The organism is Pseudomonas sp. SID14000, from assembly GCF_002165135.1.
GTDB lineage: Bacteria > Pseudomonadota > Gammaproteobacteria > Pseudomonadales > Pseudomonadaceae > Aquipseudomonas.
The window spans coordinates 1-20,420 of record NZ_NFZQ01000016.1; the positions used below are offsets into that span (position 1 = coordinate 1).

The window sequence follows — 20,420 nt, forward strand, 5'->3', positions numbered from 1 at the left end:
TCACAAGCACCCACACGAATTGCTTGATTCGATTTGTTAAAGAGCGTTTGGTTAAGAGCTTTTCGTCTCAACCGAGGCGCGCATTCTACGCTTTCCTCATTTGCTGTCAAGCGTTTATTTTGAAGTTTTTTGCGAGAAACTCGTTTAGCTTCAAACACTTGACTCAACAGGGTGGCTGGCTTTGCTTCGCTACCGCGTTGGAGTGGTGCGCATTATAGGGCGGCTTTTCAGGAGGTCAACCTTTAATTTCAATAATTTAGAATCTTTTTGGAAAAGACCGCGTCAGGGCCACCAGGTGCTCGCCACAACACCTTCAGCGCCTATGAGATCGAGCGCCGCCCGCGCGGCGCTTCGCGGGACAAGCCCGCTCCCACATTTGTTGCAACGTGGCCATGCCTGTGAGGCCATGGTCGTCAGCCTTGGCGCATGACTAAAGACATGTGGGGCGGCAGCCGCGCCAACGGGGAGACATCGTCAGGCCAACAAAGCAGGCAACCATGGCCTGACAGGTTTGGCACGTTGCAACAAATGTGGGAGCGGGCTTGTCCCGCGAAGCGCCGCGCGGGCGGCGCTCGATCTCACAGGCGCCGAAATAACAACGCCGGGCACCTTGCCCCCACACGCCGTAATTGCGCACTATATTGCTCACCCCAACCCCGCTCAAGGATCGCAGCACAGAAATGAACACCCAGCCCCGCAGCCTGGCCGCCACCCTCTTCCCGATCGGCCTGCTGCTCATCGCCATGGCATCCATACAGTCCGGCGCCTCTCTGGCCAAAACCATGTTCCCCCTCGTCGGCGCCCAAGGCACCACCACCCTGCGGCTGATCTTCGCCAGCGTCATCATGCTGCTCATCCTGCGCCCATGGCGTGTGCGCATGACCCGTAACACCCTGCGCAACGTCATTATCTACGGTATGGCGCTTGGCGGCATGAACTTCCTCTTCTATATGGCCCTGCAAACGGTACCTATCGGTATCGCCGTGGCACTGGAGTTCACCGGCCCGCTGGCCGTGGCGATCTTCTCTTCGCGCCGGCCGATCGACTTCCTGTGGATTGCCCTGGCCATCGCTGGCCTGCTGCTGTTGCTGCCGGCGGGCCATGGCGGGCAGGCCCTCGACCCGGTCGGCGTCGCCTATGCCCTGGGCGCGGGCGTATGCTGGGCGCTGTATATCCTGTTCGGGCAGCGTGCCGGGGCTGAACATGGTATCCAGAGTGCCGCGCTGGGCGTTGTGGTCGCCGCGCTGTTCGTTGCCCCCATCGGTATTGCCCACGCCGGCAGCGCATTGCTCACGCCCGCCCTGATCCCCATGGCCCTGGGCGTCGCGGTACTGTCCACCGCCCTGCCCTACAGCCTGGAAATGGTTGCCCTCACGCGCATCCCGGCACGCACTTTCGGCACCCTGATGAGCATCGAACCAGCATTCGGCGCACTGTCCGGTCTGCTGTTCCTGGGCGAGGTGCTGACGATTACCCAGTGGCTGGCTATTCTGGCAATCATTGCCGCATCGGTGGGCACCACCCTGTCCATGCGCAAGGAGCCCAGCCCGGCCGTCGCTGCAGATTGATATGAGAAATATTTTCATTTGAGACGGGATTAGTGATTGTAGCGACCCGCCTCGCTGATTAAGCTGTCACAAAATCATCATCTTTACGCTATCTACTGGGCCGGACACGGACGCTGGGGAAGTTTCAGGAAGAACCAAAGCGATAACGACGGGGCCAGACAGCTGATCCGCCCTGCATTTAAGGACAGGAATGAAACGTATTTTGCTCATCCTGGCCATCTTGGCTATTGCTGGATGTGCCGCCACAGCCAAGACTGAGGTCAAAAGGGGCAAGAAGGGCCTGCATATCAATTGCTCCGGCCTTTCTTCCTCGTGGGACAACTGCTACAGCAAAGCCGCAAGCTCCTGCAGCACGCGCGGCTACCGGGTCATTGCACGCTCGGGAGACAGCGATGAAGAACCCGGAGACTACTTGTTCGGCATAAACCCTGCGGGTTACACCAGCCGCAGCATGATCGTCATCTGCAAATAGAAAAAAGGGCAGCTCGCAAGCTGCCCTTTTCATTTGCCTTACAAAGGCGCGGTACGCGCCTCCAGCCAGGCCAGCGCTTCGCCCTTGAGCAAGGGCGCCAGGCGCTCGCGCACCCTGGCGTGATAGCCGTTCAACCAGTCCAGTTCGTCCCTGGCCAGCAGCTCGGGCAACAAGCAGCGGGTGTCGATCGGGCACAGCGTCAAGGTCTCGAAGTTCAGGAAGTCGCCGAAGGCGCTCTTGCCGGCCTCGCGGTTGACCACCAGGTTCTCGATGCGCACCCCCCACTGCCCCGGGCGGTAGGTGCCCGGCTCGATCGAGCTGATCATGCCCGCCTGCATCGCGGTCTGCGGCGTCGGCGCCGCCTGGTAGGCAATTACTTGCGGCCCCTCGTGCACGTTCATGAAGTAACCCACCCCATGCCCGGTGCCGTGGCCGTAATCCACCTGGTCAGCCCAGATCGGTGCGCGGGCAATGGCGTCGAGCAACGGCGACAGCACGCCACGCGGGAAGGTGGTGCGCGACAGGGCGATCATGCCCTTGAGCACGCGCGTGCAATCCTGCTTCTGCGCAAGGCTCGGGTTGCCTACCGGCACCATGCGGGTAATGTCAGTGGTACCGCCCAGATACTGCCCGCCCGAATCGATCAGCAGCAAACCATCACCCTCGATGACCGCATGCGACTGCTCGGTGGCACGGTAATGCGGCATCGCGCCATTGCCATTGAAGGCGGCAATGGTCGAGAAGCTCAACGACACGAAACCTGGGCGTCGGGCACGCGCTGCACTCAATTGCTCGTCGACGGTAAGCTCGGTAATCACTTCCCGCCCGAGGCTGGCCTCGAACCAGGCGAAGAACTCGCACAAGGCCGCGCCGTCCTGCTCCATCACACGGCGGATGTGTTCAAGGTCGTCTTCACTTTTGCACGCTTTGCTCAATGTAGTTGGGTTGAGCCCCTCGACCAGTTCGACCCCGGCAGGCAGCTTATCCAGCAGGCCGCAGGTTACCCGGGCCGGATCGACCAGCAATCGACTGCCGGCCGGCATGGCGGCAAGGGCCTCGCCTGCTTTGGCGTAATCGCGCACCTCGATACCGTCGGCCGCCAGTACCTGCCTCAGGTGCTCATCAACCTTGTCCGAGCCCACGAACAGGATGGCCTGCTGCTGGCTGATCAAGGCAAAGGCGACGAACACCGGGTTGTAGGACACATCGCTACCGCGCAGGTTGAACAGCCAGGCGATGTCATCCAGGGTAGCGATGAAATGCCAGTCGGCGCCCTTGGCCTGTGCGCTCTGGCGCAACTGCGCCAGTTTTTCCGCCCGGCTCACCGTGGCGTGCGGTGGCAAATGCTGGTAGACCGGGTTGCCTGGCAGCGCCGGGCGCTCTGCCCAGACCTGCTTCAGCAGGTCCTTGTCAGTCACCAGTCGCGCGCCGCGCGCCTTCAGCCGGTCGCCCAGCTGGCGCGCCGAAGCCAGGGCCATGACTGCACCATCTACCGCCACGCTGCCATTGGGCTCGACGTGATCGCCCAGCCATTCCAGCGCGCCAGGCTTGCCCGGCACCAGCTTCATCAACTCGATGCCACTGCCCGCCAACTCATGCTCCGCCTGCTCCCAGTAACGGCTATCGACCCACAACCCGGCAAAGCCAGCCGTGACCACCAGCGTGCCGACCGAGCCATGGAAACCCGACAGCCACTGACGCCCCTGCCAGTAACCGGGCAGGTATTCGGAAAGATGGGGGTCGGCCGAAGGTACCAGCAAGGCATCGATGCCCTCCGCGGCCATTATCCGGCGTACCTGCGCCAGGCGCTGCGGCACGCTTTGTCCAAGGGTGGTCTGAACGTTCATGCGCTCTCCTGCGGCTACATCACGGTTGATCCAGTGTGCCGATAATGAAACAGCCGCCGAAGCCCTGCAATCGTGACGACCGAGCCACGGCATGCATTGCCCGCCACGCCTTGGGCAAACCGGACATTTCCTACAGCAGGGCCAGGACCACCGATCAAGTTCCGCTGAACTTCCCCAGAACACCGGCTTCACACACAGTACATTCATTGCACACAGGCAAATGACCATGCCCAATGCCTGCGCCCCTAAAAGCGGCGTGGTGCTGCTCGACACCCGCGCGCACACACCTGACCACGAGCATGCCGTGCATCTGAAACTTGCCGATGGCCTGGCCCGCCTGTTGGGCTGCCCGCACGTGCAGCCCAGCCAGCCACCAAGCGCCGCCGATGGCTACTACTACCTGCCCACCGAAACCCTGGTCGATCCCAAGCGCCATGCCGCCCTGGGTATCTGCAGCGAGCAGGACCTGTTCGGTGGACTGGTCGCACACCCCTACATGGCGACCAAGGCGATCTCCCACCCGCTGCCCGCCGGGGCCAGTTTCCCGCCGGGCTGGACCGATGACTTCGCCCGACAAGCCAGCGATGCCCTGCTGCGCGGCTACACCGTGTTCAGCAAGGCCGATGCGCGCACCGCCGCACAGCTGTTGCTGGCGGACGGCCCATTGCGGATCAAGCCAGTGCTGGCCTGTGCAGGCCGTGGCCAACAGGTCGTCACCACGGTGGATGAACTGGAACCACTGCTGGCCGGCATGGACGATCAGGACCTTGCACTATGGGGGCTGGTGCTCGAAGAAGACCTGAGCAAGGTGCAAACCTTCAGCGTCGGTCAGGTACGCGTCGCCGGCCTGACCTGCAGCTATTACGGCACGCAGCAACTGACCCGCGACCATCAGGGCACGGAAGTGTACGGCGGCTCCGACCTGGTGGTAGTGCGCGGTGACTACCGGGCACTGCTGCAGTTGCCGCTGGACGACCCACTGCGCCTGGCCATCAACCAGGCGATGGCCTACGAACAGGCTGCCGAGCAGCACTTCCCCGGCTTCATCGCCTCACGGCGCAACTACGACATCGCCCGCGGCGTGAACTCCCAGGGCCACCTGCGCAGCGGCGTGCTCGAACAATCCTGGCGCCTGGGCGGCGCCAGCAGTGCCGAGCTGCTGGCCTTGCAGGCGTTTGCCGACGACCCGGCATTGCAGCGGGTGCGTGCCTCCACCCATGAAGTGTTCGGCACCCCTGAGCTGCCGGCTGACGCCTCCCTCTATTACCAAGGAAACGACAGTGAACTCGGACAACTCAGCAAATTTGCGCGGATTCGCGAACATGACCATCCAGAGTGAGACCATTGAACTGCAGGTCGAGGATGACAGCATCGTCGGCACCCTGGTCAGCCCCGGCAGCAAGATGCCGGGCATCCTCTTCGTCCATGGCTGGGGTGGCAGCCAGCAACGCGACCTGGCCCGTGCCCGGCATATCACCGGACTGGGCTGCGTGTGCATGACCTTCGACCTGCGCGGCCACGAAAAAACCGAAAGCCAACGGCTGACGGTCACCCGCGAACAGAACCTCAAGGACCTGCTGGTGGCCTACGACCGGCTGGTAAACCACCCGGCCGTCGACAACAACGCCATCGCCATCATCGGCAGCAGCTATGGCGGCTACCTGGCCACCCTGCTGACCCGCGAGCGGTCGGTCAAGTGGCTGGCCCTACGGGTACCCGCCATGTACTGGGACGACGAATGGAACCTCCCCAAGCATACCCTCGACCGGCAACGGCTGAACGCCTACCGCCAGCGCCCACTCGGCCCGGCGGACAACCGCGCACTGGCAGCCTGTGCCGAGTTCGGTGGCGATGTACTGCTGGTGGAGTCAGAGCAGGACGACTACGTGCCGCACAGCACGTTGATGAGCTACCGCTCGGCATTCGTCAGCGCTCATTCGCTCACTTACCGCATCGTCGACGGTGCCGACCATGCGCTGTCCAGCGAAGCAAGCCAAAAAGCCTACAGCTCGATCCTGGCGGCATGGGTCAGCGAAATGGTCATTGGCGCTCGCCTGGACCGTTACCCCCACTACGCCCCCTGGTATGCCTGAGGCTCACCCACCTGACAATGCAGGCCGCCATCGGCACCGCGTACCAGGCTGCGCAGGGTCTGGTACGCGGCAAAGTTGACGCCACGCGCCTGATACCGGCCAAGCAGTTCAAGAAACGGCTCCTCGACGAAATACACGGCCGCCGCCGCCCACGCCTGGCGGGACTGCCATTGCAGGTACTGCAGCACCCGGCTGCCATCGTCACTGGCCTGGATGCTGACACCCTGCAACCCTTCGCAGCGCGCGGCCAGCTCTTCGCTGCGCGCCACCAGCGCCTGGGCCAACGCCAGCTGGCAACTGCCGGGCACTTCATATTCGATCATCTGGGTAAACCACAGGGCATGAGACGTTGCCGTCATGAATGGTCTCCTGGTGACGGGCGCACGCAGCGCGATGTCGAGCAGGGTAAAACCTCAAGCTATGTCAAGGTCAAGAGTTTTCCGCCCCGGGAACGCCTCGAACGGCCTAACCCGATACCGCGAAACGCCGCCGGTAATCACTCGGGGTCAGGCCGGTGATGCGCTGAAACACCTTGCGAAACGCACCTGGGTCCTGGTAACCGACACCCCAGGCGATCTGCTCGACATTGCGCCGGGTAAATTCCAGCAAGCGGCACGCCCGCCCCACCCTCACCTGCTGGCAGTACTCGGTCGGCCGTAGCCCCGTGGCAACACGAAAACGCCGCAGGAAGGTGCGCTCCTCCAGCCCCGCGCATGCAGCCATGCTGGCCAGGTCGGCATCCTGCCCTGCATTGCCCTGCAACCAGTGCTGCACTTTCAGAACCGCCTCGTCACCATGGTCCAGGCGCGGGTTGAACACTGCACCAGGCAACGGCGCCGCGAGCGGATCGACCGCCAGGTAGCGGGCAGTTTCCCGCGCCACCGTCGCGCCCATGAAGCGCTCCAGCAAGCGTAAGCCCAGGTCGGTCCAGGCCATCAACCCGGCCGTGGTGACAATATCACCATCGTCCAGCAACAACTGCTGGGCTTCGACTTGCACCTTGGGAAAGCGCTGGGCAAGCGAATGCACGTAATTCCGATGAGTACAGGCCGGGCGCCCGTCGAGCAGGCCGCTGGCGGCAATGAAGAACACCCCGATGCACACCGACGCCAGCACCGTGCCACTTCGGTGCAACTGGCACAATGAAGCGCGATGGCGCTCGAGCAGCTCACCATGCGGTGCCGACTCCAGGCTCGGCGGAATGATCAGTACCCGCAGCTCGGACGCGACGGCAGGTGGGCTCTCTGGGGCAGGCTGCAACTGCCCCGACTCGTCTGCCTGCCAGAAGCTGACACGCACCGCTGGCAACTCGACGGCCCCCAGTTCGGCAGCCACCCGGTTGGCCACCAGGAACAGGTCGGCCAACCCATGCACGGCAGCACGTTGCGCACCGGGGTACAGCAGCAGGCCGATGTCCAGTCTGGCAGGGTTGTCAGTTTTTGCCCGCATAGTGTCGTTCGCGCCAATCCTCAGGTCAGTGCGCACAGCCTATAACTAACGTCATCCAACGACCACTGCCACAGGAGGCAGCATGAGCAAGCAGGCGCTGATCATCATCGACATCCAGAACGACTACTTCCCGGGCGGCAAATGGACCCTCGATGGCGCCGAGCAGGCGGCTGACAATGCCGCCCGCCTGCTGGCGGCGGCGCGTCAAAGGGACGACCTGGTGGTGCATGTGCGCCATGAGTTCGACAGCGCCGATGCGCCGTTCTTCGCGCCAGGCTCGCAGGGTGCGGCCATCCACGCCAAGGTCGAACCGCTGGCGGGCGAGCCAGTGATACTCAAGCACAAGGTCAATGCCTTCCTCGGTACTGACCTGGAACACACGCTGGACCTGCATGGTGTCGAAGCCCTGACAATCGTCGGCAGCATGAGCCACATGTGCGTCGACGCCGCCACCCGTGCTGCGGCCGATCTGGGCTATGACGTGACCGTGGCGCACGATGCCTGCGCAACGCTGCCACTGGAGTTCGATGGCAAGCAGGTACCGGCGGCTCAGGTGCATGATTCAGTGATGGCGGCGTTGGCGTTTGCCTATGCCAAGGTGGTCAGGACCGATGAGTTGCTGAATAGCTGATCAGTGGATTTGGGGGCGCTTTGCGCCCCATCGCGACGCAAGGCCGCTCCCACAGGTACCGTGCCAGACATCAGATTTGCGCGGCACCTGTGGGAGCGGCCTTGCATCGCGATGGGCTGCGCAGCAGCCCCAAAACCTGCTACCTCAAATCACCACATTGCGCACAAACCGCACCGCAACCACCCCATCGTTGCGATAGGCATACCGGCAGTTGCTGGGAAACACATGGAACTGCCCGACCTGCAAGCGATGCTCGGCCCCTTCGATAATCAGCGTCAACTGTCCTTCGGCCACATAGATCTGCTCGCTCCAGCCTTCGGCATCAGCCTCGCTGCAATAGCACTCGCCTGGTGCCAGCGTCCATTCCCAAAGTTCCACCTCGCGCCTTGCCACACTGCTGCCCAGCAGCACCGCCCGGCTCTGCGGGTGCTCACCGGCCCAGGCCAACTCTTCGATACGCCCAGGGTCACGCTGGTCAGGTGCCTGGATCAGGGTACTGAAAGCAACGCCCAAGGCTTCGGCAACCAGGTCGAGGGTGGTCAGGCTGACATTCCTTTCGCCCGCCTCTATCGCCACCAGCATGCGCCGGCTGACCCCGGAGCGCTCGGCCAACGCCGTCTGGCTCATACCCGCGGCATTGCGCAGGCGACGTACATTGAGACTGACATGCTGCAGCACCGATGCCCGGTGCAAGGAATCTTTGTGCACTATATTGCTCACTGATCGATATTGCGCAGTATACTGCCCATTTTGCGGCGATTGTGCGCCGCCCCCTCCGAGTGCGCAAGACCATGACCCAGCCCAGCAGCAAGCCGACCTCTGCCATTACCTTTCGCCTGAGCAAGGCCGAACTGGTGCTGGTGTTCATCACCATGCTGTGGGGCGGCACCTTCCTGCTGGTGCATAACGTGATGAGCGTCAGCGGCCCGATGTTCTTCGTCGGCCTGCGCTTCGCTGCAGCCGCCCTGTTCGTTGGTGTGGTCTCGGCCCGGGCGCTGCCGGGGCTGACCTTGACCGAGCTGAAGGCCGGCATGCTGATCGGCGTGTCGATCATGCTCGGCTACGGCCTGCAGACCATGGGCCTGCAAACCATCAGCAGCAGCCAGTCGGCGTTCATCACAGCCCTGTACGTGCCGTTCGTACCACTGCTGCAATGGCTGGTACTGGGCCGACGCCCCGGCCTGATGGCCAGCGTCGGTATAGGCCTGGCGTTCACCGGCCTGATGCTGCTGGCCGGGCCGGAGGGCGGCAGCCTGCACTTCAGCGAGGGCGAGTTGGTGACCCTGGTCAGCGCGGTGGCCATCGCCGGCGAAATCATCCTGATCAGCCGCTACGCCGGCCAGGTCGATGTGCGTCGGGTCACCGTGGTGCAACTGGCGACCGCTTCGCTGCTGGCATTCCTGATGGTTGTTCCGACCCAGGAGCGCATACCCGACTTCTCCTGGCTGCTGCTGACCAGTGCCGTGGGCCTGGGCGCCATGAGCGCGGTGATCCAGGTGGCAATGAACTGGGCGCAGAAGTCGGTCTCGCCCACCCGCGCCACCCTCATCTATGCCGGCGAACCGGTGTGGGCCGGGATCGTCGGGCGCATCGCCGGTGAGCGCCTGCCGGGCGTGGCACTGCTCGGCGGCCTGCTGATCGTGATCGCAGTGGTGGTCAGCGAGCTCAAGGTGCGCCGGCCGCGCGAAGCGACCAAAGCACGAGAAGTGCAGGATGAAGGCGAACGCCAGGCCAGCCTGTGAAGCCGCCAACTGCGGCTATGCTTTGTAAAAAACTGTTATAAAAAAACAGCTTGTCACAGCTTGTTTGTAGGATTCTGCGACAGCTTGCGTGTTGGTGATCACCCCCTCGACACGTATGATTCTTTGCAAACTTCTCCAGAATAGAACGCTATGTCATTGATAGTGCTATTGCTTCTGCCGTTCGTGGGCAGTTGCCTGGCAGCCGTGCTGCCGCACAACGCACGTAACGCGGAGTCCATTCTCGCCGGGCTCGTGGCCCTGGCCGGCACTGTCCAGGTAGCACTGCTGTACCCTCAGGTTGCCCACGGTGGCGTGATTCGCGAAGAGCTCCTCTGGCTACCCAGCCTGGGGTTGAACCTTGTGTTGCGCATGGACGGCTTCGCCTGGCTGTTCTCGCTGTTGGTGCTGGGCATCGGTGCGTTGGTGTCGCTGTATGCCCGCTACTACATGTCGCCTCAGGACCCGGTACCACGCTTCTTCGCCTTCTTCCTCGCCTTCATGGGCGCCATGCTCGGCCTGGTAATCTCCGGCAACCTGATCCAGCTGGTGTTCTTCTGGGAACTCACCAGCCTGTTCTCCTTCCTGCTGATCGGCTACTGGCATCACCGTGCCGACGCTCGCCGCGGCGCCTACATGGCGCTGATGGTCACGGGCGCAGGCGGTTTGTGCCTGTTGGTGGGTGCCCTGCTGCTCGGCCATGTGGTCGGCAGCTACGACCTGGACAAGGTCCTGGCTGCCGGCGATACCATCCGCCAGCATGCGCTGTACCCGGTGCTGCTGCCGCTGATCCTCATCGGCGCCCTGAGCAAGAGCGCACAATTCCCCTTCCAGTTCTGGCTGCCCCACGCCATGGCAGCGCCCACCCCGGTATCGGCCTACCTGCACTCGGCGACCATGGTCAAGGCCGGGGTGTTCCTGCTGGCGCGCCTATGGCCGGTGCTGTCGGGCAGCGAGGAGTGGTTCTGGATCGTCGGCGGTGCCGGCGCCCTCACCCTGCTGCTCGGCGCCTTCGCCGCCATGTTCCAGAACGACCTCAAGGGCCTGCTGGCGTATTCGACCATCAGCCACCTGGGCCTGATTACCCTGCTGCTGGGCCTGAACAGCCCACTGGCCGCCGTCGCAGCGGTGTTTCACATTCTCAACCACGCCACCTTCAAGGCCTCGTTGTTCATGGCTGCCGGCATCATCGACCACGAAAGCGGCACCCGTGACATCCGCCGCCTCAGCGGGCTGATCCGCCTGGTGCCATACACCGCCACCCTGGCCATGGTGGCCAGCGCCTCGATGGCCGGCGTGCCGTTGATGAACGGCTTCCTGTCCAAGGAGATGTTCTTCGCCGAAACGGTGTTCATCACCTCCACCGCCTGGGTCGAGGCGACACTGCCGGTGATCGCCACCTTGGCCGGCACTTTCAGCGTTGCCTATGCCTTGCGCTTCACAGTCGATGTGTTCTTCGGCCCCACCGCGCAGGACCTCCCGCATACCCCGCACGAACCGCCACGCTGGATGCGCGCACCGGTCGAGCTGCTGGTGCTCACCTGCCTGGTAGTGGGCATCTTTCCTGCCCAGTCGGTCGGCCCGCTGCTGGCCGCCGCGGCCCTTCCGGTGGTGGGCGGCACCCTGCCGGAATACAGCCTGGCCATCTGGCACGGCTGGAACGCGCCGCTGATCATGAGCCTGGTGGCCATGAGCGGCGGTATCGTGCTGTACCTGTTGCTGCGCAAGCAGCTGCGCCTGGGCCGTTTCCCCTACCCACCGGTGATCGAGCGCTTCAACGGCAAGCGCCTGTTCGAGCACGGCCAGGTGCAGTTGATGCTGCTGGCGCGGCGCATCGAGCGCCTGCTCACCAGCCGCCGCCTGCAGTCGCAGCTGTTCATGCTGGTGCTTGCCGCCTTGCTCGCCGGCCTCACACCCATGCTCTACAGCGGTCTGAGCTGGGGCGACCGGCCGAAGATTCCGGGCTCGGGCGTGTTCGTCGCGCTGTGGCTGATCGCGATTGCCTGCGCCATCGGTGCCGCCTACCAGGCCAAGTATCACCGCTTGGCGGCGTTGATCATGGTCAGCGTCTGCGGCCTGATGACCTGCATCACCTTCGTCTGGTTCTCCGCGCCCGACCTGGCCTTGACCCAGCTGGTAGTAGAGGTGGTCACCACCGTACTGATCCTGCTCGGCCTGCGCTGGCTGCCACGGCGGATCGAAGGTGTATCGCCGCTGCCGGGTAGCCTGGAGCGCGCGCGCATGCGCCGCCTGCGCGACCTGCTGCTGGCGATGCTGGTAGGTGGCGGCATGGCCGTGCTGTCCTACGCCATGCTGACCCGGCCGACGCCCAACGACATTTCCTCGTTCTACCTGAGCCGGGCGCTGCCCCAAGGCGGCGGCACCAACGTGGTCAATGTCATGCTGGTCGACTTCCGTGGCTTCGATACCCTCGGTGAAATCACCGTGCTGGTGGCCGTGGCGCTAACCGTGTTCGCCCTGCTGCGGCGCTTCCGCCCGCCGAAGGAAAGCATGCAACTGCCGGCGCAGCAGCGCCTGCTGGCACCCGATGTGGTCACCGACCTGATCAACCCGCGGCATGCCACCGATACCGCCCTGGGCTTCATGATGGTGCCTGCGGTGCTGGTGCGCCTGCTGCTGCCGATCGCCCTGCTGGTGTCGATGTACCTGTTCATGCGTGGCCACAACCAGCCCGGTGGCGGCTTTGTCGCCGGGCTGGTGATGTCAGTGGCGTTCATCCTGCAGTACATGGTGGCCGGCACCCAATGGGTCGAGGCGCAGATGAGCCTGCGCCCACTGCGCTGGATGGGCACCGGTCTGCTGTGTGCAACCCTGACCGGGGTGGGCGCCATGATGCTGGGCTACCCGTTCCTCACCACCCATACCGCCCACCTGCACCTGCCGTTGCTCGGTGATGTGCACGTGGCCAGCGCGCTGTTCTTCGATGTCGGCGTATTCACCGTGGTGGTCGGCTCGACCCTGCTGATCCTCACCGCCCTGGCGCACCAGTCGGTGCGCGCCTACCGCCCGGCCAACCCGGCGAAAACCAGCCAAGCAGGAGCCGCCTGATGGAAGAAGTGATTGCAGTCGCCATCGGCGTGCTGGCCGCCTCGGGGGTGTGGCTGATCCTGCGCCCGCGGACCTACCAGGTGATCATGGGCCTGTGCCTGCTGTCGTACGGGGTCAACCTGTTCATCTTCAGCATGGGCAGCCTGTTCATCGGCAAGGAACCGATCATCAAGGACGGCGTGCCCCAGGACCTGCTGCACTACACCGACCCGCTGCCGCAGGCCCTGGTGCTTACCGCCATCGTCATCAGCTTTGCCATGACCGCGCTGTTCCTGGTGGTGTTACTGGCATCGCGCGGCCTGACCGGTACCGACCACGTGGATGGCCGGGAGCGTGACGAATGAGTGGCATGAGCCAACTGATCATCGCGCCCATCCTGCTGCCGCTGGTGACAGCGGCATTGATGTTGCTGCTGGGCGAAAAACACCGGCAGATCAAGGCCCGGCTGAACCTGTTGTCGACCTTCGCCGGCCTGGCCATCGCGGTCAGCCTGCTACTGTGGGTGCGCACCCAGGGCCAGGCGGAATCGATCGGTGTCTACCTGCCGGGCAACTGGCCGGCGCCGTTCGGCATCGTGCTGGTGGTCGACCATCTGTCAGCCCTGCTGCTGACCCTCACCGGCATTATCGGCTTCAGCACCCTGCTGTTTGCCCGAGCCCGCTGGGACGGTGCCGGAGCAAGCTTCCACGCGCTGTTCCAGATCCAGCTGATGGGCCTGTACGGCGCCTTCCTCACCGCCGACCTGTTCAACCTGTTCGTGTTCTTCGAAGTGCTGCTGGCCGCCTCCTACGGCTTGCTGCTGCATGGATCGGGCCGCGCCCGGGTGCGTGCCGGCCTGCACTACATTGCCGTCAACCTGTTCGCCTCGTCACTGTTCCTGATCGGCGCAGCGATGCTGTATGGCGTGACCGGCACCCTGAACATGGCCGACCTGGCCCTGAAGATTCCGCTGGTACCGGAGGTCGACCGTGGCCTGTTGCACGCTGGCGCGGCGATCCTGGCCATGGCCTTCCTGGTCAAGGCCGGCATCTGGCCGCTGAACTTCTGGCTGGTGCCGGCCTATGCCTCGGCCAGCGCACCGGTGGCGGCGCTGTTTGCCATCATGACCAAGGTCGGCCTTTATGCCGTGCTGCGCCTGTGGACCCTGCTGTTCTCCGGGCAGGCCGGGGCCTCGGCGCACTTCGGTGGTGAATGGCTGGTGTACGGCGGCCTGGTCACCCTGGCGGTGGCGGCGGTGTCGATCCTGGCCGCGCAGCGCCTGGAGCGCATGGCCGCCCTCAGCATCCTGGTCTCGGCCGGCACCCTGCTCGGTGCCGTCGGCTTTGCTCAATCGGCGCTGACCGGTGCGGCGTTGTTCTACCTGGTCAACTCGACACTGGCGCTGTGCGCACTGTTCCTGCTCGCCGAGTTGGTCGAGCGTTCGCGCTCGGCCAACGAAGCGCCACTGGACGACGAAGAAGACGCCATGCCGCCACCGCTGGAATCACTGCACCCGCCCAAGGGCATCAACCTCGACGATGAGCAAAAGGTGGTGATCGGCCAGATCATCCCCTGGACCATGGCCTTCCTCGGCCTCAGCTTCATCGCCTGCGCCCTGCTGATCATCGGCATGCCGCCGCTGTCTGGCTTTGTCGGCAAGCTCAACCTGATCAGCGCGCTGTTCAACCCACAGGGGCTGGGCGCGCCACCCGAGCAACCACTGGGCACTGCGGGCTGGGGCCTGGTGACGTTGCTGGTCCTCTCTGGCATGGCTTCGCTGATCGCGTTCGGCCGCGTCGGCATCCAGCGTTTCTGGAAGCCAGAGGAGCGCCCGTCGCCGGTGCTGCGCCGTTATGAATGCCTGCCCATCGTCATCCTGCTCGCGCTTTGCATCATTCTCAGCTTCAAGGCTGAACCGCTGCTGCGCTACACCCAGGACACCGCCGCCAGCCTGCAGGCCCCCGACGCCTATATCGAAGCGGTGATGGCCGCCCGGCCGGTTCCTGGCCCCACCTCGCCCGACGTACAGGTGCAGCCATGAATCGATTGTTCCCCGCACCGCTGTTATCGGTTTCACTGTTCGCACTGTGGCTGTTGCTGAACCTCTCGGTCAGCCCCGGCAATCTGTTACTGGCTGCCGCGCTCGGCGTGCTGGCACCGTTGCTGATGGCACCGCTGCGCCCACAGCATGCCCATGTGCGGCGGCCGCTAGCCATTGCCCGGCTGATTGGCCGGGTCGGCATCGATGTGATCATGTCCAACCTGCTGGTTGCCCGGGGCGTGCTGCGTGCCGGCAAGCAGCCGCCACGCTCGGCGTTCGTGCACATCCCACTGGCCCTGCGTGACCCGCATGGCCTGGCGGCATTGTCGATGATTACCACGGTGGTGCCCGGCACGGTCTGGTCCGAACTGGCGCTGGACCGCAGCGTATTGCTGCTGCATGTGTTCGACCTGGACGATGAGGCGGTGTTCATCCAGCACTTCAAGGACACCTACGAACGCCCGCTGATGGAGATTTTCCAATGACAGGCCTGCTCGCCAATGCTGTCCTCGCCAGCCTGTTCATCTTCGCCCTGGCCATGGCCCTGGCGCTGATCCGGCTGTTCCGCGGTCCGTCCGCGCAGGACCGGGTCCTGGCGCTGGACTACCTGTACATCCTGGCCATGCTGACCATGCTGGTGCTGGGAATCCGTTATGCCAGTGACACCTACTTCGAAGGTGCCCTGCTGATTGCGCTGTTCGGTTTCGTTGGCTCGTTTGCATTGGCCAAGTTCCTGCTGCGCGGTGAGGTGATCGAATGACTGAAACCCTCGAACTCCCCTTCTGGCTGGAGCTGGTCACCGCCGCGCTGCTGCTGACCGGCAGCCTGTTCGCCCTGATCGGTTCCGTGGGCCTGTTGCGCCTGAAGGATTACTTCCAGCGCATGCACCCGCCGGCACTGGCCTCGACCATTGGTGCCTGGTGCGTGGCAATGGCCTCGATCATCTACTTTTCCTGGCTCAAGGAAGCGCCGGTGCTGCACGCCTGGCTGATTCCGATCCTGCTGTCGATCACCGTACCGGTGACCACGCTGTTGCTGGCCCGGGCGGCGCTGTTCCGCAAGCGCATGGCGAAAGAACCGGTACCTGAAGAAGTCAGCAGCGGCCGCGATCGCGGCAACTGAACGGTCGCCACCTCACTCATGGGCGAGGCGCTGCAACTCGCGCCGGACCATGGCCGCATAAGGCGGCGGGCCCAGGCGGTACAATTCGCCTGCCACCCAGTTCAACCAGGCGCCTTGCAGTTCCTCGCGCCTGGCCAGCAAACGCTCGGCCTCGGCCACGGCATCCGCCTGGTGCTGCCGATGGAACTCGGCACGCGTAGCAGGCGCGTCGTCACTGTGGGTCATTCACTGGCCTTGAAGGTGGTCAGCTCACCTTTGCGCCATTTGGCAACCTTGCCGGTCACCGCCTTGAGCAACTTGCCCAGGCCTTCCTGCACTTGCTGCTGCGCGGCGAACACCAGCATCACACCGTGGCCCTCACGGAACACGATGCCCTCGCCTTCTGGCACAGAGACGAAAGCATAGTCGCCCACGCCATACACGTTCAGCTTGATTTCGCGAAAGCGCATTTCCAGTTTGCCGCCTTCGCGGCTGGGCAGTACTGCGGCGCGGAAGTGGTCGCCAACCTTCAATTCCAAACGCTGCTTGTCATCGACCACCAATGCGCTTTCGGTGTCGATTTCGGCCATGTACAGGCCTTCTGGATTCTGTTCGGTGACATAGACAAAACGGCCCTGAAACAGCTGGGCCAATTTACCGCGCAGGTCGCCCAAGGCGAACAACGCATGGGTATCAAGAGTGCTGACTGCCAATGAAGTAATCCTCAACCGGTTACAACCCGCCCTCACCCAAGTTCGGTGAGGCACGGCCATTTCTTGTCGATAGGCGAAAAGAGTAATAAAGCGATATGCGAAATGTCTGCGCCCGCTGGCGATGCAGCGTGCGGGATTATTTACTCTGGCTTGCCAGATCTGGCCTCAATACAGGCTTTCGGCATATTCCCGATTAGGGAAGCGTAAGATCTGACAGCGAAACCGCCAGAAAATATGCGGCAGGCAATGCCAGAGCGCATGTGGAAATGGGCCCTGCAATGCATCAGCGCATTACTGGAGGAAGAATATGCACGAAAACACTGAAATCCGTCGAGAGGCAAAGTGCATTTCTTACCGGGGAACGGCCTGAACAGCACCCCGTTCGCTCACCCAGAGCATTCAATGCGTTCAGGCGGCCAGGCCCTTCTTCAACTGTTGCTGCCAGGCCGCCTGGCACTCCAGCGCCTCTTCACGCGTGGCGAATGCGGTACCACGGCGTTCGCCATTGACCAGCACCACCCAGCAGATGCGTTTACCTAGCGCCCGCAGTGTGGCCGGCACGCCCGAACCGATCATCACGGCTACATCGACCCGGCTATTCATCATTCCCTCCGGAATTTAATTAGCACCCTAACGATAAAGCCATGATACGCCTGCTCAAGGCGCGGAAACAGCGCCTCCCGGTACAGCAGTGTTACGTGCGGGGCAACAAAGCCACCGCCGACAAGAAACGCAAAAAGCCCCAGGGATCGCTCCGTGGGGCTTGGCACACCGTGCAGGTGTCACACCTGGCGCTGGTGGCGGTCCAGCTGCTCGTGGCGCTCCTGGGCTTCGATGCAGTATTTGGTGGTCGGGCTGATCAGCAAGCGCTTCAGGCCGATCGGCTCACCGCTGTCATCGCACCAGCCGAAGCTTTCGTCGGCAATACGGTCCAGGGCCATTTCCAGCTGCGGCAGAAGGCGCTGGTCGCGGTCGATGGCATTCACCAGCCAGCTACGCTCTTCTTCGACCGAAGCCACGTCGGCAGGGTCCGACGGGGTGTCCAGGCCTTCGATGGTGGCACGGCTCAGCTCGATGCGTTCATGGGTTTCGACTTTCATCGCCTGCAGCAGGCCAGCGAAGAAAGCCAGCTGGTCAGCGTTCATGTAGTCATCGGCCGACATGGCCAGCAACTGTTCCTTGGTCATCGATTTCTCTATGAAAAAATGTGCATTTGGGCGATTCATGTGCCGCCGACGCCTTGGCATCGGCAGCGGAATTCTTCAAGCGCCAACCGGCACTCTTTTACAGGGGGCGGCAGTCTAAGGCGCTGCGTCGCGTGGAGCAACTGCAAATGGGTGCGAATTTGCTTCCATTGCTCGGAATCCGCTGGTCGGTGCATGGATGAGTGGCCCTGGGAGAGGGGCCTATGGGGCATGGAGGGATTGAACAGGAGTCACCCATTGCTCGCCACAACATGTTCAGCGCCTGTGAGATCGAGCGCCGCCCGCGCGGCGCTTCGCGGGACAAGCCCGCTCCCACATTTGTTGCAACGTGCCGAACCTGACAGGCCATGGTTGTCAGCCTTGGTGGCATGGTTGTAGTTCTGGTTGGCACTACTGCCGCTCCACTTGTCTCAAGCCTTGCACCAAGGCTGGCAACGCCTCTCCCACAGGCATGGCCACGTTGCAACAAATGTGGGAGCGGGCTTGCCCCGCGAAGCGCCGCGCGGGCGGCGCTCGACCTCACAGGCACCAAGCCTCTCAAGGCATGCACCCAAAGGCCCAGTCCAAATCTCCAGCCAGTCCCCAACCAGAATCAACGATCCTTGAACTGCGCCTCGCGCTTGGCAATGAACGCAGCCATCCCCTCTTTCTGGTCTTCGGTAGCAAACGCCGCATGGAACACCCGCCGCTCGAAGCGCACACCCTCGCTAAGGGTGACTTCAAACGCACGGTTGACGCTCTCCTTGACCATCATGCTCACCGGAATCGATTTGCTGGCAATGGTCGCGGCCACCTTCAGCGCCTCTTCCACCAGCTCCGCCTGCGGTACGATACGCGCCACCAGGCCAGCACGCTCAGCCTCCTCGGCTCCCATCAGGCGACCAGTCAGGCACAGTTCCATGGCCTTGGCCTTGCCCACCGCGCGGGTCAGGCGCTGGGTGCCGCCCATGCCCGGCAACACACCAAGGTTGATTTCCGGCTGGCCGAACTTGGCGTTGTCCGCCGCCAGGATGAAGTCACACATCATCGCCAGCTCGCAGCCACCGCCAAGGGCAAAACCGGACACTGCAGCAATGATCGGCTTGCGCCGGTTGGCAATGCGGTCGGCATCGCTGAACAGGTCGTCAACGTAGATTTGTGGGTATTGCAGCTCAGCCATTTCCTTGATGTCGGCGCCAGCGGCAAAGGCCTTGGCGGAACCTGTCAGCACCACGCAGCCGATATTCGGGTCACGCTCGAGCTGGTCCAGGGCCTGGTTGATCTCGCCGACGATCTGCGCGTTCAGCGCGTTCAGCGCCTGCGGGCGGTTGAGGGTGATCAGGCCAACCTTGCCGTGAATGTCCAACAGGATGGTTTCGAATGCCATGCAGTCTGCTCCTTCAAAGATTGCGCGCAATGACCATGCGCTGAATGTCGCTGGTGCCTTCGTAGATCTGGCAAACCCGAACGTCGCGGTAGATGCGCTCCAGCGGGAAGTCACTCAGATAGCCATAACCGCCCAGGGTCTGCAAGGCATCCGAACAGACCTTCTCGGCCATTTCCGAGGCAAACAGCTTGGCCATCGACGCTTCCACCAATGCCGGGCGCCCGGCATCACGCAGTGCGGCAGCATGCAGCACCATCTGCCGGGCCACGGCAATTTTCGTCGCCATGTCGGCGAGGCGGAAGGCCACCGCCTGGTGTTCGATCAGCGCCTTGCCGAAGCTCTGCCGCTCGTTGGCATAGTCACGCGCCACTTCGAACGCCGCGCGGGCCATGCCCACCGCCTGCGAAGCGATGCCGATGCGGCCGCCTTCGAGATTGGCCAAGGCGATCTTGTAGCCCTCGCCTTCGGCGCCCAGGCGGTTGGCCACCGGCACACGCACATTGTCGAAGACGATCTGGCAGGTGTCGGAGGCGTGCTGGCCGAGCTTGTCCTCGACCCGCGCCACTTGATAGCCGGGCGAATCGGTAGGCACGATGAAGGCGCTGATACCGCGCTTGCCAGCGTCCGGGTCGGTCACGGCGAACACGATCACCACCCCGGCGTTCTGCCCGGAGGTGATGAACTGCTTGCTGCCGTTGAGCACGTAGTGGTCGCCATCCAGACGAGCACGGGTCTTCAGGCTGCTGGCGTCGGAGCCGGCCTGCGGTTCGGTCAGGGCAAAGGCACCGAGCATCGCACCGCTGGCCAGCGGGGTAAGGAACTGCTCTTTCTGCTGCTCGCTGCCAAAACGCAGGATCGGCACACAGCCCACCGAGTTGTGCACGCTCATGATGGTCGAGCAGGCGCCATCACCGGCGGCGATTTCTTCCAGGGCCATGGCATAGGCCACGTAACCGGTGTCGCTGCCGCCCCACTGCTCCGGCACCAGCATGCCGAACAGGCCCAGCTCGGCCATCTCCTCGATGGCCTCCTTGGGGAAGCGGTGTTCCTTGTCCCATTGCTCGGCAAACGGCTTCAGGCGCTCCTGGGCAAAGGCGCGTACCGCGTCGGCGATCTGTTGTTGCTCGTCAGTTACCAGCATGCTTCA

At 63.3% G+C, this 20,420-nt stretch carries 22 protein-coding genes; 12 read left to right on the top strand and 10 right to left on the bottom strand.

Going from position 1 to position 20,420, the window contains the following annotated elements; all coding sequences use genetic code 11:
* Positions 1 to 680: 680 nt before the first annotated feature.
* Both rhtA and CAY82_RS21475 read left to right on the top strand, forming a co-directional pair.
* On the top strand, positions 681 to 1,568 hold the full coding sequence (gene rhtA, locus CAY82_RS21470) for a threonine/homoserine exporter RhtA (RefSeq protein ID WP_087502965.1): 888 nt from the start codon (positions 681 to 683) through the stop codon (positions 1,566 to 1,568).
* Between the two features lie 190 nt (positions 1,569 to 1,758).
* The gene (locus tag CAY82_RS21475; protein ID WP_025338390.1) at positions 1,759 to 2,040 is read left to right on the top strand and encodes a hypothetical protein; all 282 of its coding nucleotides are present in this window, start codon (positions 1,759 to 1,761) and stop codon (positions 2,038 to 2,040) included.
* 38 nt (positions 2,041 to 2,078) lie between these two features.
* Here CAY82_RS21475 and CAY82_RS21480 read toward each other — a convergent pair whose 3' ends face one another.
* On the bottom strand, positions 2,079 to 3,887 hold the full coding sequence (locus CAY82_RS21480; protein WP_087502966.1) for an aminopeptidase P family protein: 1,809 nt from the start codon (positions 3,885 to 3,887) through the stop codon (positions 2,079 to 2,081).
* Positions 3,888 to 4,107: 220 nt separating this feature from the next.
* Between CAY82_RS21480 and CAY82_RS21485 the strand changes: the two genes are divergently transcribed.
* Positions 4,108 to 5,226: a DUF3182 family protein gene (locus tag CAY82_RS21485; protein WP_087502967.1), complete on the top strand. Its 1,119-nt coding sequence runs from the start codon at positions 4,108 to 4,110 to the stop codon at positions 5,224 to 5,226.
* Positions 5,210 to 5,980: a S9 family peptidase gene (locus CAY82_RS21490; protein ID WP_087502968.1), complete on the top strand. Its 771-nt coding sequence runs from the start codon at positions 5,210 to 5,212 to the stop codon at positions 5,978 to 5,980. The genes CAY82_RS21485 and CAY82_RS21490 overlap by 17 nt, the downstream gene beginning before the upstream one ends.
* On the opposite strand, the gene CAY82_RS21495 is transcribed toward CAY82_RS21490, so the two are convergent.
* The gene (locus CAY82_RS21495) at positions 5,959 to 6,339 is read right to left on the bottom strand and encodes an antibiotic biosynthesis monooxygenase (protein ID WP_087502969.1); all 381 of its coding nucleotides are present in this window, start codon (positions 6,337 to 6,339) and stop codon (positions 5,959 to 5,961) included. The two genes, CAY82_RS21490 and CAY82_RS21495, sit on opposite strands and share 22 nt — an antisense overlap.
* A gap of 106 nt (positions 6,340 to 6,445) precedes the next feature.
* The gene (locus CAY82_RS21500) at positions 6,446 to 7,429 is read right to left on the bottom strand and encodes a GlxA family transcriptional regulator (protein ID WP_087502970.1); all 984 of its coding nucleotides are present in this window, start codon (positions 7,427 to 7,429) and stop codon (positions 6,446 to 6,448) included.
* Positions 7,430 to 7,511: 82 nt separating this feature from the next.
* On the opposite strand from CAY82_RS21500, the gene CAY82_RS21505 reads away from it, so the two are divergent.
* Positions 7,512 to 8,060: a cysteine hydrolase family protein gene (locus tag CAY82_RS21505; RefSeq protein WP_087502971.1), complete on the top strand. Its 549-nt coding sequence runs from the start codon at positions 7,512 to 7,514 to the stop codon at positions 8,058 to 8,060.
* Between the two features lie 144 nt (positions 8,061 to 8,204).
* On the opposite strand, the gene CAY82_RS21510 is transcribed toward CAY82_RS21505, so the two are convergent.
* On the bottom strand, positions 8,205 to 8,768 hold the full coding sequence (locus CAY82_RS21510; RefSeq protein ID WP_087502972.1) for a helix-turn-helix domain-containing protein: 564 nt from the start codon (positions 8,766 to 8,768) through the stop codon (positions 8,205 to 8,207).
* A gap of 83 nt (positions 8,769 to 8,851) precedes the next feature.
* Between CAY82_RS21510 and CAY82_RS21515 the strand changes: the two genes are divergently transcribed.
* The 7 genes from CAY82_RS21515 to CAY82_RS21545 all read left to right on the top strand — a co-directional run bounded on the left by CAY82_RS21515 (position 8,852) and on the right by CAY82_RS21545 (position 16,010).
* The gene (locus tag CAY82_RS21515; RefSeq protein WP_087502973.1) at positions 8,852 to 9,802 is read left to right on the top strand and encodes a DMT family transporter; all 951 of its coding nucleotides are present in this window, start codon (positions 8,852 to 8,854) and stop codon (positions 9,800 to 9,802) included.
* 150 nt (positions 9,803 to 9,952) lie between these two features.
* Entirely contained in the window at positions 9,953 to 12,868 is a 2,916-nt protein-coding gene (locus CAY82_RS21520; protein ID WP_087502974.1) for a monovalent cation/H+ antiporter subunit A, read from the top strand.
* Positions 12,868 to 13,212, top strand: coding sequence for a Na+/H+ antiporter subunit C (locus CAY82_RS21525; protein WP_013971840.1), 345 nt, complete (start codon positions 12,868 to 12,870; stop codon positions 13,210 to 13,212). The genes CAY82_RS21520 and CAY82_RS21525 overlap by 1 nt, the downstream gene beginning before the upstream one ends.
* The gene (locus CAY82_RS21530; RefSeq protein ID WP_087502975.1) at positions 13,209 to 14,888 is read left to right on the top strand and encodes a monovalent cation/H+ antiporter subunit D; all 1,680 of its coding nucleotides are present in this window, start codon (positions 13,209 to 13,211) and stop codon (positions 14,886 to 14,888) included. The genes CAY82_RS21525 and CAY82_RS21530 overlap by 4 nt, the downstream gene beginning before the upstream one ends.
* Positions 14,885 to 15,373: a Na+/H+ antiporter subunit E gene (locus CAY82_RS21535; protein ID WP_087502976.1), complete on the top strand. Its 489-nt coding sequence runs from the start codon at positions 14,885 to 14,887 to the stop codon at positions 15,371 to 15,373. The genes CAY82_RS21530 and CAY82_RS21535 overlap by 4 nt, the downstream gene beginning before the upstream one ends.
* The gene (locus CAY82_RS21540) at positions 15,370 to 15,648 is read left to right on the top strand and encodes a K+/H+ antiporter subunit F (RefSeq protein WP_003259015.1); all 279 of its coding nucleotides are present in this window, start codon (positions 15,370 to 15,372) and stop codon (positions 15,646 to 15,648) included. Before CAY82_RS21535 ends, CAY82_RS21540 begins: the two co-directional genes overlap by 4 nt.
* A complete protein-coding gene (locus tag CAY82_RS21545; protein ID WP_087502977.1) occupies positions 15,645 to 16,010 on the top strand; it encodes a Na+/H+ antiporter subunit G in 366 nt (121 codons plus the stop codon). Before CAY82_RS21540 ends, CAY82_RS21545 begins: the two co-directional genes overlap by 4 nt.
* 12 nt (positions 16,011 to 16,022) lie before the next feature.
* On the opposite strand, the gene CAY82_RS21550 is transcribed toward CAY82_RS21545, so the two are convergent.
* The 6 genes from CAY82_RS21550 to CAY82_RS21575 form a co-directional block, all read right to left on the bottom strand.
* Positions 16,023 to 16,235 (bottom strand): hypothetical protein, encoded by a 213-nt coding sequence (locus tag CAY82_RS21550; protein WP_087502978.1) that lies wholly within the window; start codon positions 16,233 to 16,235, stop codon positions 16,023 to 16,025.
* Positions 16,232 to 16,702 (bottom strand): hypothetical protein, encoded by a 471-nt coding sequence (locus tag CAY82_RS21555; RefSeq protein WP_063913966.1) that lies wholly within the window; start codon positions 16,700 to 16,702, stop codon positions 16,232 to 16,234. The genes CAY82_RS21550 and CAY82_RS21555 overlap by 4 nt, the downstream gene beginning before the upstream one ends.
* A gap of 408 nt (positions 16,703 to 17,110) precedes the next feature.
* Positions 17,111 to 17,305: a hypothetical protein gene (locus CAY82_RS21560; RefSeq protein WP_025338376.1), complete on the bottom strand. Its 195-nt coding sequence runs from the start codon at positions 17,303 to 17,305 to the stop codon at positions 17,111 to 17,113.
* Positions 17,306 to 17,484: 179 nt separating this feature from the next.
* Positions 17,485 to 17,889, bottom strand: coding sequence for a TraR/DksA C4-type zinc finger protein (locus CAY82_RS21565; RefSeq protein ID WP_003259022.1), 405 nt, complete (start codon positions 17,887 to 17,889; stop codon positions 17,485 to 17,487).
* Positions 17,890 to 18,499: 610 nt separating this feature from the next.
* Positions 18,500 to 19,273 carry an enoyl-CoA hydratase gene (locus CAY82_RS21570; protein WP_050704987.1) on the bottom strand — a complete coding sequence of 258 codons (774 nt, stop codon included), beginning with the start codon at positions 19,271 to 19,273 and terminating at the stop codon, positions 18,500 to 18,502.
* A gap of 13 nt (positions 19,274 to 19,286) precedes the next feature.
* Positions 19,287 to 20,414 (bottom strand): acyl-CoA dehydrogenase, encoded by a 1,128-nt coding sequence (locus tag CAY82_RS21575; protein WP_025338375.1) that lies wholly within the window; start codon positions 20,412 to 20,414, stop codon positions 19,287 to 19,289.
* Positions 20,415 to 20,420: the final 6 nt, after the last annotated feature.